The sequence below is a fragment of the Geomonas silvestris genome, from assembly GCF_014193515.1.
In the GTDB taxonomy this organism is placed as follows: Bacteria; Desulfobacterota; Desulfuromonadia; order Geobacterales; family Geobacteraceae; genus Geomonas; species Geomonas silvestris.
Genome location: NZ_BLXX01000019.1, coordinates 1 through 16,017, shown reverse-complemented (window position 1 = coordinate 16,017; position 16,017 = coordinate 1). Strand labels below are relative to the sequence as shown.

The following is a 16,017-nucleotide window of genomic DNA, read 5'->3' as shown; positions in this document are numbered from 1 at the left end:
CCTGCCGAAATCCTCCGGACGCCGCATAACGGCAACTGCCCATGATTGCGCATCTTTTTGGTTTGGCACAGGACGTGATACGTACAACATCAAAAGAGAGGCGGTTGCCGCCACGCGACAGCTTCACTACCGGCCACCCTAAACAATTTCCCTGGAGGAACCACGACATGAAAAAAGCACTCACCGCACTTATGGCCATCACCCTTTTCTCCGCAGTACCCGCGCTGGCAATGGAGCACACCGGCGAGCACGCCGCACAGCATGAGATGAGCAACATGGATTGCGCCAAGGAGTGCGACATGCTGCTCAAGAACTGCGCGCAGGACGTCGACAGCTTGCAGCACAAGATCAAGAAGCTCCAGGCCGCACTGAAAAAGGAAGGTGCCGACCAGGCGCAACTCGACCAGGTGAAAGCGCTCAAGCAGAAACTGGAAGATGCCCAGGCGACCCTGAAGGCCCTCGAGAAGCCGGGCCACTGACAGTAACCTCTCAGTCCACAGCAAAGGCCGCCTCAAACGGGTGGCCTTTGCTGGCCTCTCTACCCACCCCCACCATCCGCTAACCTAACCCCGGCACATCACCGCCCCCAGATAAAAATGTTATTGACAATGTGACGCACTGGCTGTATTTATCTCTCCAATCAGGAACCATTCCTGATTAGGGAGGCAGCCATCAACGGTCCAGCCATCAAACAAGCCATGCTCGAGGGGCTCAAAAAGAGCGGTTGCAAGCTGACACCCCAGCGGCGCAGCATCGTCGAGGTCATCACCCGGGACCGCAGCCACCCCTCCGCGCTCGGCATCTACCAGGCCTGCCGCGAGGAGCATCCGAACATCAGCCTCTCCACGGTTTATGCGACCCTTGCAGTTCTGAAACGGCTGCGCTTGGTGAAGGAACTCGAGTTCGAGGGGATGGACAACCGGTATGACCGCGACACCGAGGATCACCTGAATCTCATCTGCACCCGCTGCGGCAAGATCGAGGACTTCACTGACAGCTCGTTGGTCCCGCCGAAGGTGGTTGAGCAGCACACGGGCTTCAAAGTGCACGACATACGCTTCGAGTACTACGGTCTCTGCAGCACCTGCAGCAGTTAACGCCCCACCGTCAGTTTTTCACCGTCGTATCAGCAAGACGCGCCGCAGCTGCGGGCACCGGTTACCTGGCCGGTTTCTTTTTGCAGCTCGCCTGGAACTATTCCGGATTGCACTAAGGCAGCGGCCTTTACCTAAGGCCAGAGCCGCCGGCTGTTTCCTGCAATTGTCATCAGATTCGGGATTCAGTTGTCGGGAAGGGATGTCGATAAGAGGGCGAGGTTTGAGCTGCTGCATTCATGACACAATTAACACCAGGTGGATCCCCCACCCAATTCCAAGGAGGTAGTAACTAGATGGCAACCAAAGAAAATCTCGCAGGTGCCTTTGCCGGCGAAAGCCAGGCCAACCGCAAGTATCTCGCATTCGCCAAGCAGGCTGAAAAAGACGGCTACCCCCAGGTCGCCAAGCTCTTCCGCGCCGCGGCCCACGCCGAGACCGTTCATGCTCACGCCCACCTGCGCGCCATGGGCGGCATCAACAACACCCTTGAGAACCTCAAGGCCGCCGTGGCCGGTGAAGGGTTCGAGTTCGAGACCATGTACCCGCCCTACCTGGCAGAAGCCCAGCAGGAAGGCAACAAGCCGGCGGAGATCTCCTTCCGCAACGCGCTTGCCGTCGAGAAGGTGCACTACGACCTGTACAACGCCGCGCTCGAGTCCGTGCAGGGAGGGAGCGACCTGGCCGCCCGTCCGGTCTACGTCTGCGAGGTTTGCGGTCACACCGTGTACGACCAGGCGCAGGACAAGTGCGAAGTCTGCGGTGCAGTGAAGGACCGCTTCACTCTGATCGACTAGTCCGGTTCTCTCGACTGCGCGGCTCGCGCCGCGGAATCCTCTCGAGTTACCACAAACAAAAACGGCGCCTGTAAAAGGGCGCCGTTTTTGTTACAACCGTCGCAGTACTCAGCTGAGGTCGCCATTGCCTATGAGTAGACTGTGCAACTCATTTATTCTGGAAACCGCAAGGTCCCCACGAGCCATGTCGGTGAGATAGATCTCGCTCGTCTTGGTAAACCGGTGGCTGATGCGAACCGTATAGGACTTAAATATCCAGCTGGAAAAGTTGGTGTAGTAGACGGCGCCTTCCAGGTCGCGCCACTTCACCCCGTAGCCTCCCCGGTTCCAGGGGAGAAAGCCGTAGCTCACCCAGACTCCCGTCCTGTTGTAATAAAGGTAGATGCTTTGCAGTGCCCGTACGCTGGACATCAGGTGCACGGTAATAACGAGGATGAACAACGCAGCCAGATGTTGAGATATCAGGGCGAGAATCGGCGCGACAAGCAGGATGACCAGCAACGAGACGACAAACAGGGGAAGGTAGGCGGTCCAAGATTTTTTGCCGATGATTTCGTAATCGGGTGAGGCAACGGTCGTTTGGATTTCTTGTGCCATGGCATCGCTCCTCTGGAAGAACCGGCGCAAACGTTAACGCAAGCACATCAAGAAGCATGCCGAGCGGAAGGCCTTAAAATTAGACCGCTTTTAAAAATGGCCATCTCTGCCTTGTTCAAGAGCTGCGCACCAGGTGGTAACCCCCGAGACGATGGGCAACCGCAACCCAAGGCATGGTGATAAAAAAAGGCCGTCCCTGGCAAGGAGCGGCCTTTTCGATCTTCGGGAAGAGAGAGCTCTCCCGTCTTTAGATGATCTTGTTGAGCGAGTACTCCACAATTCCTTCCGCGCCCAGCTTGAGGAGCTCCGGGACGATGCGGCGCACTTCCTTTTCGGGCATGATGCTCTCGATAGAAACCCAGTCCGAATTGTGCAGGTGCGCCACGGTCGGGCGATTGAGGCTGGGGATGATTTCGGTAATGGCGGCAACCCGATCGCCGGGGGCGTTCATCTTGAGGCCTACCATCCCCTCGGCGCGCAGCGCAGACTGCAAAAGCGTGGCAATCTGCTCGATCTTGGCGCGCCGCCAGGGATCGGCCCAGGCCGCCTTGTTGACGATCATCACCGGCACCGACTCCATCAGCTCGGAGACGATGCGCAGGCCGTTCGCCTTGATGGTGGAACCGGTCTCGGTCACTTCGACGATCGCGTCGCAAAGCCCTTCCACGACCTTCGCCTCGGTGGCACCCCAAGAGAACTCCACGTTGACCGGGATGTTGCGCTCGGCAAAGTAGCGCTTGGTGAAGCCGACCAGTTCGGTGGAGATGGTCGCGCCGCGCAGATCTTCCGGTCCCTGCACCTTGGAATCGCCGTTTACCACCAGCACCCAGCGGGCCGGACGGCGCGAGACCTTCGAGTACACCATCTCGCACAATTCGAAGACATCCGATTCGTTCTCCCGCACCCAGTCGCGGCCGGCGATACCGACATCGATGGTCCCGCGCTCCACGTACTTCGCCATCTCCTGCGGACGCATGAGGGAGCACTTGATCTCGTCGTCGTCGATGGTCGGGAAATAGCTGCGCGACGAGATGCCGATCTGCCACCCCGCTTTCTTGAAGAGCTCTACCGTTGCTGTTTCCAGACTTCCTTTCGGGATACCCAACTTCAGTACACTTTCCATTGCAACACCCCTTTCAGTTTTCCGGAAAGGCGGCAGGCTCCGCGCGGCAACACCCGCCGGACAGCGGGGCTTCTTCTGGAGCACCTCCGCCCGGGCGGATTGTTATTTTTTGTAGACCTGCGAAGGATCGAAGAGCGGGTTGGAGTGCTCGACCCAGGTGCCGTTTTCGTACTTCACGTAGAAGCAGCTCCGGTTGCCGGTGTGGCAGGCGGCGGGGCCGTTCTGCTTCACCTTGATGACCACCGTGTCCGCGTCACAGTCGGTGAGCACCTCGACCACTTCCTGGGTGTTGCCGGACTCTTCACCCTTCATCCAGTACTTGTTCCTGGTACGGCTGAAGAACCAGGTCTTGCCGGACTCCAGGGTGAGGTTCAGGGTCTTCTCGTCCATGAACGCCACCATCAGTACTTCGCCACTCTCGGCGTCCTGGATAACCGCCGGGATCAATCCGCCCATCTTCTCAAAGTCGATCTTGATCATGTTTCCCAGTCCTTGCGCTGCCGTATTCACAAAAAAGTTATTCCTCATACAACGCACCTGCCCCAACTGTCAACTCTTTATGGAGTTCGGCCGCCGGCATTTGACCTGCCGGAATTTATATCTGGGGTGATCGAACCTGGGCGCAACGTCGTGCGTGGAGAGGCGGACAAAAGAAAAGGGCGGACCTAAGGCTCGCCCTTTTCCCACCTGCGTATGCTCGTTCTGGCCGGCTCCCAGACAGGCGGCCGACCTCGCGAACTCCCTACTCCTCTGACAGGAGGGTACGGTCGTTCTCGAAGCTCTTGTGGCGCAGCTCATGGAACTTCTGGATCAGCTTCTCCACGGTGAGCGCCTTTTTCGCCTCGCCCTCGATGTCGAAGATGATCTCGCCCTTGTCCATCATGAGCAGGCGGTTGCCGAACTCGATGGCGTGGCTCATGTTGTGGGTGATCATCATGGAGGTCAGCTTCTGCTCCTTGATGAACTTGTTGGTGAGCTCCAGGATGATCTCGGCGTTCTTCGGGTCGAGCGCCGCCGTGTGCTCGTCCAGCAGGATCAGGGCCGGCTTCGAGAGCACCATCATCAAAAGGGTGATCGCCTGGCGCTGCCCGCCGGAGAACATCACCAGGTTCTCCTTCATCCGGTCCTCAAGCCCCATGCGCAGCTGTACCAGCTCGGTCTTGAAGTACTCGCGCATCTTGTTGTTCAGGCTGCGCTTGAGCCACTTGAAACCCTTTTTGTAGGTGATCATCATGTTGTCTTCCAGGCTCATGTTGCTCGCAGTGCCAAGCGTAGGGTTCTGGAAGATGCGGCCGATGTACTGGGCGCGCTTGTACTCCGGGTCGCGGGTCACGTTGCGGTCGTTGACCAGGATCTCGCCGCGGCTTGGGAGGTGGGTGCCGGCGATGGTGTTGAAAAGTGTCGACTTGCCCGCGCCGTTGCTGCCGATGATGGTGATGAAATCGCCTTCCTTCACCTTCAGGTTGATATTGGAAAGCGCCTGGTTCTCGTTGACCGTCCCCTGGTTGAAGACGATGGAAACGTTCTTGAGTTCTATCATTTTGCAACCACCGCCTTAATTCCGATTTTCTTGAGCTTGGTGAACTGGGTCAGGATCAACAGGCAGATGATGAGAACCCCCTTGATCAGGTTCAGGTCGCTCGGGGTCATGTTGATCACGTAGCCGTAGTAGCGGCCAAGGTACATGACCGCGTAGAACAGGATGGAGCCGGCCAGGGCGCAGAAGGTAAGCACCCCGATGCGGTTACTCTTCAACACCAGGAACTCGCCGATCATCACCGAAGCGAGACCCGAGACGATGATCCCCTGACCGAGCCCGACGTCGGCGAAGCCCAGGTATTGGGCGGCAAAGGCGCCGGAGAGGGCCACCAGGCCGTTGGAGAGGCCGACGCCGACGGTCTTCAGGGTGCGGGGATCGACCCCCTGCGAGATCACCATCTGCTCGTTGTTCCCCATCGCCCCCATGGTCAGCCCCAGGTCGGTCCTGAAGAAGAGGTCCAGAAGCACCTTGACGACCAAGGCCACGGCAAGGAAGAACACCAGCAGGATGTATTCGTCAGGGATGATGCCGGTGAGCCGGTCGGTTACCTGGGTGAGCAGGGTCTCGTGTTTGAGGATCGGCACGTTGGCCCGGTTGCCCAGGATGCGTATGTTGACCGAGTAGAGCATGGTCATGGTGAGAATACCGGCAAGCAGGTTGGGCACTTTCAGGTGGTTGTGGATCACCGCAGTGATCATCCCGGCGACCACGCCACCGGCGAACGCGACCAGAAGCGCCAGCCAGCCGTTCATACCCATGAGCAGGCACTGCACCATGAGGGCCGCGCCCAGGGGAAAGGAGCCATCAACCGTAAGGTCGGGGAAATCGAGGATACGGAAGGAGATGAAAACGCCGAGGACCATTATGCCGTAGATAAGACCTTCTACGAAAATTCCTTCTATCATAGCGAAACCGTTTACCCTTTTGTCTTAAAATAACTACGGCCCGGCAACCCAAGAGGGCTGCCGGGCGTTAACGTACATCCGGGGTGATACCCGGCAGCGACCGGGGTACCATGGTCCCCGCTTGCGCCAGTGTCAGGAGTTACTTCGCCTGTTTCTTGGTCAGCTTCCCGTTTTCCTTCACGGTATTGGCAACCTTAACCAGGTCGGCGGGTACCTTGATCCCCAGCTTCTTGGCGACGTCCAGGTTGATCATCAGGTCCACGTCGGAAGCCTTGGTCATGAAGCGGGTCGGGATCTGCTCGGGCTTCTTCCCTTTCAGGATCTCGATGATCAGCTTGCCGGTTGCGCGGCCCATCTTGTAGTAGTCAAAGCCCCAGGCGGCCAGGACGTCGTAGGTCTCCGAGGAACTCGGATCGGCAGACATGACGGGCACCTTGTGCTTCATGGCAACATCGGTCACGGCGCTCAGGGCGGAGACCACGGTGTTGTCGGTGGAGATGTAGATGGCATCGACGCGGCGGATGATCGACTCGGTGGCCTGCTTCACTTCGGCAGACTTGGTAACGGTGGCCTCGACGAACTCGATATGCATCTCCTTGCAGACCTGCTTCACGATGTTCGCCAGCACGACGGCGTTCTCTTCGGAGCTGGTGTAGATGTGGCCAAGCCTCTTGATCTTCTTCATCCGCATCAGCAGCTCGATCTGCTGCTTGACCGGCGTCATGTCAGAGACACCGGTGACGTTCTTGTCACCTTTTTTCAGGGAGGTGACCAGGCCAGCCTTCACCGGATCGGTCACCGCCGAGAAGACGATCGGGGTGTTCTTCAGGGTGTTCACCAGGGCCTGGGCGGTCGGAGTGGCAACGCCTACGGCGAGGTTAACCTTCTCGGACTGGAACTTGTTGGCGATGGAGGCGGCGGCGTTCATGTCACCGTTGGCGTTCTGCACGTCGAAGGTCGCATTCATCTTGGCAGCGGCCAGTTCGTCCTGCACACCTTTTACCACCGCGTCCAGGGCCGGGTGGGAAACGATCTTGGAAATACCGATCACCACCTTGCCCTGCGGAGCGGCCGCGAAAGCAGTGGCAGCGCACATCAGAGAAACCGCGAGAAAGCTCAACACCATGCTCAATCTCTTACTCACCAGACACCTCCTCAATTCAATTAAATTTTTCCTGCGAGCACAACCATCCCACGAAGGATACACTTTTCCGAGGCGTGAGCATACCATCCAGGATAAGATCCAGTCAATGGTCATTATTGCGCAAGTAGGAACAGTGCTTTGATAATCTTGAGACTTGAGCGTCCAGAGCGAGGAGGTTCCACGAAGAAGACGAAACACACAATTTGGTTTAATTATCCCCCCCCAACCATACAACAACTCCTCCGGGGAGAGCCGCAGCGAGCTGCGGGCATGTCTACTGCAAAAAAAGATCCCCTCTTTTGTTGACACCACACCGGCAAACAGGTTAAAGTACCGAAAGCCTGAACCTTTCGCGGGTGAACCGGTGCAAAAATGGCAGCCCGCACCTCATCGGCGGCGCCCACGGGCGCTCCTCCCATGTTGACTCGGCCGTTCGCAAGACATCGCACGTCGTCAAATCTCACAAAGGGCCGCGCAGTAACCATCCAGGCAGCCTCCGCCACGTGCCGCAGCTGAAGCGGGGCGGATGTGACGAGGCCCTTGGGCATCACTATACGTTAAGGAGTCTACGTGAAGCATCAGCATACCATTCGCACCCCGAAGGCCCTGGCCTTCCTGCTCTGCTCCCTGCTGGCCCTGCCGCTCTCGCTGGCCGGGTGCAAGGACGCCAAGCCGACTGCCAAACCCGCTGCGGCGGAGACACTGAAAATCGGCAATTCCAGCACCGCCCAGCAGCCCCCCCAGTCCCCCGCGGCACAGGCACCCAACGCAGCGTCCCCCGCGGTCCCGGCTCCTGGCACCGCTCCGGACCAAAAGGCTACGCCCCCCGCCGCTGTGACCGCTCCCGGCGCTCCCGCCCCAGCGACCTTCAACCAGAACAGCAGTGCCGGGAAAAAGGCGAACAAGAAAGGGGCTAAGGGTGGAGCCGCCCAAGCGGCCCCGGCGAAAAAGTACCTCGCCGGCGAGGACCCGGACTTTGCGGCGCGCAAGGGGTGGCCGGTGAAGCATCCCGCTCCGCTTCCCGGCTCGATCCTCCCCCAGAAAAGGATTGTGGCCTACTACGGCAACCCGCTCTCTAAGCGGATGGGCGCCTTGGGTGAATATCCGAAGGACGAGATGCTGCAGAGGCTCAAGCGCGAAGTGGCGAACTGGCAGAAGGCGGATCCCTCCCATCCGGTGCAGCCGGCGCTGCACCTGATCGCCGTCGTCGCCCAGGGCGAACCGGGCAAGGCAGGGCTCTACCGGATGGTCATGCCCGACGATGTCATCAACAAGGTCTACGGCTGGGCCAAGGAGTCCGGTGCCATCCTCTTTATCGACATTCAGACCGGCCACGACAACATCCGTGCCCTGCTGCCGCGCTTCGAATGGCTGCTGAAAAATCCCGATGTGCATCTCGGCATCGACCCGGAGTTCAACCTTATCTCGAGCAAGAAGCGCCCCGGTACCAAGATCGGCACCTATGACGCCGCCGACATCAACTACGCCTCTGGTTACCTCAGGGATCTGGTGAAGAAGTACAACCTCCCGCCGAAGGTCTTCATCGTGCACCGCTTCACCCGCAACGGCGTGACCAACTCGAAGAACATCGTGCTGCGTCCCGAGGTGGATATCGTCATGAACATGGACGGCTGGGGCGCCCCGTGGCTCAAGCGCGACTCGTACAAGGACTACATCGTCTCCGAACCGGTCGAGTTCACCGGGTTCAAGCTCTTCTACCACAACGACACCAAGAAGGGCGACCCGCTGCTTGCCCCGGCGGACGTGCTGAAGCTCAATCCGAAACCGCTCTACATCCAGTACCAGTAACGAGGCACTGGAGCGCTGAACACAAAAACGCCCGTCGGAACTTCCGACGGGCGTTTTTTATTGGGCACTGCCCCTGTCAAGACGCGCTCACGTTCAGGGTGAACTGCACCTCGTCGGGGTCACTCCCCTCGTAGCGTCGCTCCGCAAAGGTCAGGTTCCCCTCAGCATCCAACAGCACCGCCGTCGAGGAGCGGGTGCCGTAGTGCTCGCTCACGATGAACATCGGCGAGAGCAGGCGCTCCCACTCCAAACCGACGCCGGTCTCGGGCAGTTCCTCGTCGGGCGCCGGCGTCTGGTCGTGCAACAGGTCCAGAAGTGCCGCCGAAGAGAGGTTCTCCTCCTGAAGCAGGCGCCGCAGTGCGTTTCTGCCCCGCACAACCTTGGGCCAAGGGGTGTTCCAGAACCGGTTGCTCAGGCCATGAACGCCGGGTTCGACTCGGACGACGCCATCGCTGCGGTTGGAGTAGCAGCTTAGGTTCTCCGCAGTACCAAAGAGGAGGTTGAACCCGTGGTAGGCTCCCCCTTCCCGCCTGAGCCGGTCCAGGAACTCTTTGTACCCCGACGTTCCGGTGAGAAAGCTGCTGACGAGATCGCCCCGGGAAGGAGCCATCGGGTCCGTCTGGTGCGGCTCCCGGTAGTTGGTCAGGGCTGCGAGGCGGCCGTCACGATTCACCCCGAGCCAGGTACCGCCCCGCAGGAGATCTTTCCCCGCCAGCAGGTCGGGTGCCTCCTCCCAGAACCCGGCCTGCCGGGCGGGGCGTTCGTAGAACTCGTCTCGATTGGCCGCGATGATCAAGGGATAGCGAGGGTGCTGCCGGTAGGCAACCAGAATGAGACACATGTTTTCCCCACAAAAAAAGCCGGCCCCCCACGGGCCGACCTTGTCGTTTATCTGCTGTTAACAGTCCTGCCCTCTTCAAGGGACGCCGGGTCGGGCAACCGGCTAATCGTTCGCAATGAGCTTCACCAGGTGTTCCTGCGCCTCATCCAGCTCCTCGAACTTCACCCCCAGGCCGGGGATGGAGCGCGACTGCCCCCACTCAAGCGACCAGCGCACCGAGGCCTGGATCGGCTCGTGATCCGGAAACTCCACGAACTGCAACCAGACCCGTTCACCTTGTGCGAAATCATGAGTGGTGTGCAGGAAGGCACCCCCAAGAGAGATATTCAGCGTGAAGGTCTTGATGGTATTCTCACCCGCGAAACGGCCGTCCGGGGAGAGCAGTACGTTGAGATTGTAGTTCTTTCGGTTATGCCGGCGCAACGGCCTGGCCGGAAAGGGAATGCACCGGCTCTGGACGAAGAACTTCAATGCCGAGGCGGTATCAGGCGAGAACGCCTGTTCGAGAGGGCTCAGGTTGATCTTCTTTTTCTTGTTCTCCCACTTTACCCTGAGGACCGGGTACAAGTTGAAGCACTCGTAGGCTATGACCTTTTCCTCTTTGGAACTGCGCACCAGGGTCAGGATGTCCACCAAGAGGCCGTTGTAGGAGTTGTCAATGGCTAGTTCCGCCATCTCGGTGAAGGAAACCGCTATGTCGTACCCGACACATATCTCACGCAGTGCTTCTGCGTAGGCCTGCCCTGCCTCCGGATCTTTCGCGATAATCAGTATCCTGGCTTCGGTCATGTGGGCCGGAATTCCTTGGGGATCACTCTGGGGATTGGCTTGACGCAGGGAGCTACTGACTGGCTTAAGCTGACCACCTGGTAAAGCTGTGAAGGTACACTATAGCGCCTTCCCCTGAAAGATCAATTTTTTTCTCAACTACAGAGGGTCTATCACTATCACCTGAGTGTTCTACCGACAGCAGTTGCCTTTGCAACCGTTTCCTCCCTCAATCTGGGCCTGTTTCACCCCTCTCTCCTGTCCACTATGCCTTTGGCACCCCGGCCTTTGACTTCTCCGCGTTTCACGCTACAATCGGTGGGGATTATATTTTTCTAATGTTTTCGGTAATTGATAGCTGTTCCTAGCCATTGGCATCAACGTGCCCACGACGGGGGCGCCAGAGTCCTTGAGGCAGCCGACTCCCATAGGTGTCGGCAGATCCACCACCATCAGTACAGGAGAATCCTCATGCAAGATGACGCCAAGCTCATCGAGTTCATCAAGACCGACCTGGCAAGAGGGAAAGTCACCGGAAAGCTGGGGGCAAACGATGACCTCATCGAAACGGAGATCCTCGACTCACTGGGAATCATGAAACTGATTCTTTTTCTGGAGAACAACTATGCGGTGAAGATCTCCGACGAGGATCTCACCCTGGAGAACTTCACCTCGATCATGTCCATTAATTCGCTCATCCAGAGAAAGCGAGCTGCACAAGGGGCCTGACATGGACTTTTCTTTTACGGACACCCAGGTACTGCAACGCGAAAGCATCGTCGAGTTTGCACGACGCGAACTGAACGACAAGGTACGTGAAAACGACCAAGCGGGGGGTTTCCCGCTGGAGAACTGGCGCAAGTGCGCCGACATGGGGCTGCTGTCTCTGCTGACTCCCGAAATCTACGGCGGCCTGGGTGAGGACTTGGTAACAACAGCTAACTCGCTTGAGGCTCTCAGCTACGGATGCGAGGACAGCGGTTTGGTCCATGCCATCGTCACCCAGCTGTGCTGCATCGTGCTGATCAACCTGTACGGCTCGCCGGCGCAGAAGGAGCGGTACCTTCCCGAGCTGTCCTCGGGTGGGATGATCGCCGCCCAGTCCATCACCGAGCCCGATGCCGGGTCCGACGTGCTCTCCATGCGCACCCGCATCGAGGGCGATGGCGCGGGCTGGCTCCTGTCCGGAGGCAAAGTCTTCATCTCCAACGGCCCTCTGGCCGATATCATCATCGTTTTTGCCAGGTGCGGTGCAGGAAAGTCTGCCTTCGGCGAGATTTCCTGTTTCCTGGTTGAAAAAACGGCAGCAGGCTACAGCATGGGAAAACCCCTGCAAAAGATGGGGCTGAGAACGCTGCAGAACTGCGAGATGTTCTTTGACTCCGTCGGCGTCGGCGAGGAAATGCTGCTGGGAAAAAACGGACACGGTATGTTCATCTTCAACGAGGGGATCGAATGGGAACGCGCCCTGATGACTGCAGCACATCTGGGAACCCTCGAGCGCGTCTTGGGAAAAAGCATCAGCTACGTAAAGACGCGCAAGCAGTTCGGCAAGGAGATCGGCAAGAACCAGTCCCTATCCAACAAGATCGGGACCATGAAGCTCAACCTCGAACTGGGCAAGCTCATTCTCTACAAGATGGCTTGGCTCAAGGACCAGGGGAAACGGGCAACACTCGAGGCATCGCTTGGTAAGCTTTTCGTCAGCGAGAGCCTGAAGAGCGCCTGTCTCGATGCCATCCAGATACATGGCGGCTACGGTTACATGCAGGAGTGCGACCTGGAGCGCGACCTCAGAGACAGTGTGGCTGCGACCATTTATTCTGGTACCTCCGAAATGCAGCGCAACATCATAGCGCGAATGCTGGGGATCTAAAAATGAACGGGTATCTGGCTCAGACCTACTTGGATGAAGTTTGGGGGGCAGACCCGGACCGGGTTGCCATCGTTGATGACCAGCGCACCATGACCTATGGCCAACTGTACCGCGATGCCAACCGGATCGCCCACTGTCTGGTCTCGCACGGGGTGCACAGGCAGGACCGGGTGGCGATTATTATGAAGCGCTCCGCGCAGGTAGTCATGGCCATCCTCGGGGTGCTGAAGGCAGACGCGATCTACGTACCGATCGACTCGAAAGCCCCCATTGAGCGAACCTTGAAGGTGATCCGCGACTGCCGGCCCAGCGCCATCATCTGTGACGGCGACGCCCTGTCGGTCCTGGACGGGGCAATGGCACATATGGGATCGGTGCGGCATCTGGTGGTGGGCGGCGTCTCAGAGCTAAGACCCGGCGACATTCCGAGCACCCTGCTCGAGGAAGTGCCACTCGACGCCGTACCTGCTCCGCAATACAAGAACATCGATGCCGATGCAGCCTACATACTCTACACCTCAGGATCGACGGGAAGCCCCAAAGGTGTTGCCATATCTCACCTCAACATCCTCAACTACATCGATTGGGCAGTCGAGTATTTCGCAATCACGAGCGCAGACCGCGTTCTTGGGACAGCTCCGTTCCACTTTGACATGTCGACCTTCGACATCTTTGCGACTCTCAAGGCCGGTGCAACGCTCTGCATTGCGCCGGAACGTTTACTGCTTTTCCCGCACAAGCTCTTCGATCTGATCGAGAAGGAAAAGGTAACCGTGTGGAAAGGAGTCTCTTCACTGCTCATGTACCTGTCCAGTACCAACTCGCTGCGCAAGGATCGCATACCTTCGCTGCAAAAGGTACTGTTCGGAGGCGAGGTGCTGGCTACCAAGCATTTGATCAACTGGATGCAGCACTACCCGAATAAGCGTTTTTACAACGTCTATGGCCCCACCGAGGCTACAGGCATTTCCTCGTGCTTTCCAATCGAGCAGGTACCCAAATCACCAAGCGAGCCAATCCCTATAGGGAGAGCCTGCGCCAACACAGAGATCTTCATATTAACAGAGGACAACACGCTTGCCGATGTTGGCGAGGCGGGCGAGCTCTGCATACGCGGCTACGGCCTCAGCATGGGCTATTGGGGTGACGAGGAAAAGACCGCTCGTGCTTTCGTAAGAAATCCCCTGGGATGGACCCAGAACGATCGAATTTACCGCACCGGGGACTTGGCCAGGGCGAGGGCCGACGGTTGTCTGGAGTACGTTGGAAGAAAGGATTTCCAGGTTAAATTCATGGGGTACCGCATTGAACTCTACGAGATAGAACAAGCCATGCTGACCCAAGACAGGATCCACCAGGCTGCCGTCGTCCTTTGCGATACGACTCAGAGCGAGGTCCCGGAACTGGTAGCCTTCATTGCCGGCCCCAATCTCCTTGACCCGGACTCGGTCATGGAGGAGTTGGGCCGGGTGGTACCATCGTATATGCTCCCCAAGCGGATAATTCCGCTCGTGGAAATGCCCTTGAACGACCGAGGCAAAACCGACCGCGGCGCCCTGCGTCAACTCTACCAGAACGCCCTCCAGGCAGCCGGCAAAGGTGAACTATTGTGAGAACACTCCCCCCTGAAATATGTGCGAGCTATCTGGCCATCCTCGCAGAGATCAAGCAACACCACCGTCTCTATGACGTGCACGTCCATCCCTATGAGGTACTTTTCGATCGCTTCACCTACCTGGAATCTGAATCAACACCAGGAATCTTAAGTGTTGACGGCAAAGGCTACAGCACTCCATCAATCTACCATTTTCGTTTTCCTGAATTAGGGGATCTTGGCAATGATCACAAGTCGTTGAGACTTCAAGACATCTCTGCGATGCTGCTTAAGAAGGTCTATTCGTACGTCGGGGCAAAAGTCTTCTCAGACCAGATGGATGTTGGCGGAATCGACAAAGTCCTCCTACTCCCGGTCGCATCCGAACTTAGCAATGCAGCACAATTTGAAAACCGACTGCGCTGGGTCACGCATCACTACCCTGACCGTGACCGTTTTGCTATTGCTGGCAGCGTCCCCGGCTCCATCCCGACTGAAGGGTTACAAAATTACATCCTGAACCTGCAGGCGACATTTAACATCAGGGCCATAAAGTGCCACCCGGTGGTAACGGGAATAGATTTAAGCAGGCCTGCCCGAAAACAGTGGCTGGAAGAACTGGTGAGATCGTGCGGGCAGTGCGGGCTCCCCCTTATTCTTCACAGCGGGCGTAACAATCCATATTGGGGAGGGCGGCGCACCAATTGTGCGGCACTGGAAAATCTCAGGAACATCAATTTTTCCGCCTCCAAGGCACCCGTGGTCATCGCTCATGCCGGATTCCACAGGTGCAAAATGAGCGATATTCTCTGCGAGGGGATGCCTCTGCTGAAAAACCTTCTCAACACCCACGACAACCTTTTCGTCGACATCTCCGGACTGACGTTTGAACCGTTGAAGGTGGTAATCGAGCAACTTCCGACAAGCAGGATACTTTTTGGATCTGATGCTCTCTATGAACCCCAATGGGAAGCCGTAATCCTTACACTCCACGCCCTAAAGGCAAAAGGGCGGCGGATTGAGCAGGATTTCATCCAATACGCAAGCGTGAACCCAAGATCGCTGATTTTCGAGGAGAAAAAACATGTTAAGTATTCTGCTGATCAGGTTCCATCAGTTCCTTGAAGAAGCCAGGCATAATACACTCGCCAAAGCCGTGAAGAAGCTGGTTGGTAAATGCCTGCACAACGACAGTATCGTGGTTCCTGTCTATAATGACCTTTCAGAGGTAAAAAAAATAAAGCAGGAAGAGACAAACAACTTTGAATTTATCGTCGTGGATCAGAGGAATCTCGGTTTAGCGGAAAGAATGATGAAGACGCGCAGCCGGCGCATGAAGCTGGCTGCGAATAACAGGGCTGGATATTACGCTTATGCAGTAGCATGCAACGGTGAAATAATCGGAGATATCTGGTGCGCAACCCATAAACAGACCCAGAGAAACCCCATACATCCCGATCTGCCTTGGCTCGGAATTACATGTGAAGACGAGCGCGAGGCGTACATGTTCGACATGTATGTGACACCGGACTCCCGGGGAAAAGTCACCACAACGTACCTACTCGCAAATGCCTTGGACCATTTGAAAAAGAGCGGGTACCGCAGGGTTTACGGGTTCTATGAGAAAGATAACCTTCCCGCGCTCTGGACACATCGCCTCTTTGGGTATGCTGAACTCGGCAAACGGAGGTCATACCGCCTTCTCTTTTACAAGAAAACCGAACCCGTTGCAGGTTAGTCCTTCAAATAGAAACCTACCAAGCTCTCGCGGCAACAACGCGAAAAGCCCCACCGTGTGTACGGTGGGGCTTTTCAATTAAATTCCCTGCGGCGACCTACTCTCCCACACAGTTACCCGTGCAGTACCATCGGCCCAGAGAGGCTTAACTTCTGTGTTCGGGATGGGAACAGGTGTGACCCTCTCGGCAT

Annotated in this window: 17 protein-coding genes and 1 rRNA gene; 9 read left to right on the top strand and 9 right to left on the bottom strand. The window is 57.4% G+C overall.

Features of this window, described 5'->3' with window-relative positions; all coding sequences use genetic code 11:
- Window positions 1-167 precede the first annotated feature (167 nt).
- The 3 genes from GMST_RS20265 (at window position 168) to GMST_RS20255 (ending at window position 1,891) form a co-directional block, all read left to right on the top strand.
- Window positions 168-479 carry a hypothetical protein gene (locus GMST_RS20265; protein WP_183356531.1) on the top strand — a complete coding sequence of 104 codons (312 nt, stop codon included), beginning with the start codon at window positions 168-170 and terminating at the stop codon, window positions 477-479.
- Between the two features lie 219 nt (window positions 480-698).
- Window positions 699-1,097 carry a Fur family transcriptional regulator gene (locus tag GMST_RS20260; RefSeq protein ID WP_183356530.1) on the top strand — a complete coding sequence of 133 codons (399 nt, stop codon included), beginning with the start codon at window positions 699-701 and terminating at the stop codon, window positions 1,095-1,097.
- A 293-nt stretch (window positions 1,098-1,390) separates the two neighbouring features.
- Entirely contained in the window at window positions 1,391-1,891 is a 501-nt protein-coding gene (locus GMST_RS20255) for a rubrerythrin family protein (protein ID WP_183356529.1), read from the top strand.
- Window positions 1,892-1,999: 108 nt separating this feature from the next.
- On the opposite strand, the gene GMST_RS20250 is transcribed toward GMST_RS20255, so the two are convergent.
- From GMST_RS20250 to GMST_RS20225, 6 genes are all read right to left on the bottom strand, one after another.
- Window positions 2,000-2,488 carry a hypothetical protein gene (locus GMST_RS20250; protein ID WP_183356528.1) on the bottom strand — a complete coding sequence of 163 codons (489 nt, stop codon included), beginning with the start codon at window positions 2,486-2,488 and terminating at the stop codon, window positions 2,000-2,002.
- A gap of 247 nt (window positions 2,489-2,735) precedes the next feature.
- The gene (gene hisG / locus GMST_RS20245; protein WP_183356527.1) at window positions 2,736-3,611 is read right to left on the bottom strand and encodes an ATP phosphoribosyltransferase; all 876 of its coding nucleotides are present in this window, start codon (window positions 3,609-3,611) and stop codon (window positions 2,736-2,738) included.
- Between the two features lie 102 nt (window positions 3,612-3,713).
- On the bottom strand, window positions 3,714-4,091 hold the full coding sequence (hisI, locus tag GMST_RS20240) for a phosphoribosyl-AMP cyclohydrolase (protein ID WP_183356526.1): 378 nt from the start codon (window positions 4,089-4,091) through the stop codon (window positions 3,714-3,716).
- Between the two features lie 262 nt (window positions 4,092-4,353).
- Complete coding sequence (locus GMST_RS20235; protein ID WP_183356525.1) at window positions 4,354-5,151, bottom strand: ABC transporter ATP-binding protein; 798 nt, start codon at window positions 5,149-5,151, stop codon at window positions 4,354-4,356.
- The gene (locus GMST_RS20230; protein ID WP_183356524.1) at window positions 5,148-6,056 is read right to left on the bottom strand and encodes an ABC transporter permease; all 909 of its coding nucleotides are present in this window, start codon (window positions 6,054-6,056) and stop codon (window positions 5,148-5,150) included. The genes GMST_RS20235 and GMST_RS20230 overlap by 4 nt, the downstream gene beginning before the upstream one ends.
- A gap of 139 nt (window positions 6,057-6,195) precedes the next feature.
- Window positions 6,196-7,200, bottom strand: coding sequence for an ABC transporter substrate-binding protein (locus GMST_RS20225; RefSeq protein WP_246399953.1), 1,005 nt, complete (start codon window positions 7,198-7,200; stop codon window positions 6,196-6,198).
- Window positions 7,201-7,770: 570 nt separating this feature from the next.
- Here GMST_RS20225 and GMST_RS20220 point away from each other — a divergent pair.
- Entirely contained in the window at window positions 7,771-9,009 is a 1,239-nt protein-coding gene (locus tag GMST_RS20220; RefSeq protein ID WP_246399952.1) for a hypothetical protein, read from the top strand.
- A 76-nt stretch (window positions 9,010-9,085) separates the two neighbouring features.
- On the opposite strand, the gene GMST_RS20215 is transcribed toward GMST_RS20220, so the two are convergent.
- Window positions 9,086-9,850, bottom strand: coding sequence for an NRDE family protein (locus GMST_RS20215; protein WP_183356523.1), 765 nt, complete (start codon window positions 9,848-9,850; stop codon window positions 9,086-9,088).
- 102 nt (window positions 9,851-9,952) lie between these two features.
- Window positions 9,953-10,639 carry a PilZ domain-containing protein gene (locus GMST_RS20210; protein ID WP_183356522.1) on the bottom strand — a complete coding sequence of 229 codons (687 nt, stop codon included), beginning with the start codon at window positions 10,637-10,639 and terminating at the stop codon, window positions 9,953-9,955.
- Between the two features lie 450 nt (window positions 10,640-11,089).
- Here GMST_RS20210 and GMST_RS20205 point away from each other — a divergent pair, with 450 nt between their 5' ends.
- From GMST_RS20205 to GMST_RS20185, 5 genes are read left to right on the top strand one after another with little or no spacing between them, the layout of a single operon-like run.
- Window positions 11,090-11,347: an acyl carrier protein gene (locus GMST_RS20205; RefSeq protein ID WP_183356521.1), complete on the top strand. Its 258-nt coding sequence runs from the start codon at window positions 11,090-11,092 to the stop codon at window positions 11,345-11,347.
- Between the two features lies 1 nt (window position 11,348).
- Window positions 11,349-12,494 carry an acyl-CoA dehydrogenase family protein gene (locus GMST_RS20200; protein WP_183356520.1) on the top strand — a complete coding sequence of 382 codons (1,146 nt, stop codon included), beginning with the start codon at window positions 11,349-11,351 and terminating at the stop codon, window positions 12,492-12,494.
- A 2-nt stretch (window positions 12,495-12,496) separates the two neighbouring features.
- Complete coding sequence (locus tag GMST_RS20195; protein WP_183356519.1) at window positions 12,497-14,107, top strand: amino acid adenylation domain-containing protein; 1,611 nt, start codon at window positions 12,497-12,499, stop codon at window positions 14,105-14,107.
- Window positions 14,104-15,213: an amidohydrolase family protein gene (locus GMST_RS20190; protein WP_183356518.1), complete on the top strand. Its 1,110-nt coding sequence runs from the start codon at window positions 14,104-14,106 to the stop codon at window positions 15,211-15,213. The genes GMST_RS20195 and GMST_RS20190 overlap by 4 nt, the downstream gene beginning before the upstream one ends.
- Window positions 15,173-15,826: a GNAT family N-acetyltransferase gene (locus tag GMST_RS20185; protein WP_183356517.1), complete on the top strand. Its 654-nt coding sequence runs from the start codon at window positions 15,173-15,175 to the stop codon at window positions 15,824-15,826. The genes GMST_RS20190 and GMST_RS20185 overlap by 41 nt, the downstream gene beginning before the upstream one ends.
- Window positions 15,827-15,910: 84 nt before the next feature.
- Here GMST_RS20185 and rrf read toward each other — a convergent pair.
- A 5S ribosomal RNA gene (gene rrf / locus GMST_RS20180) occupies window positions 15,911-16,017 on the bottom strand; the annotation flags it as partial.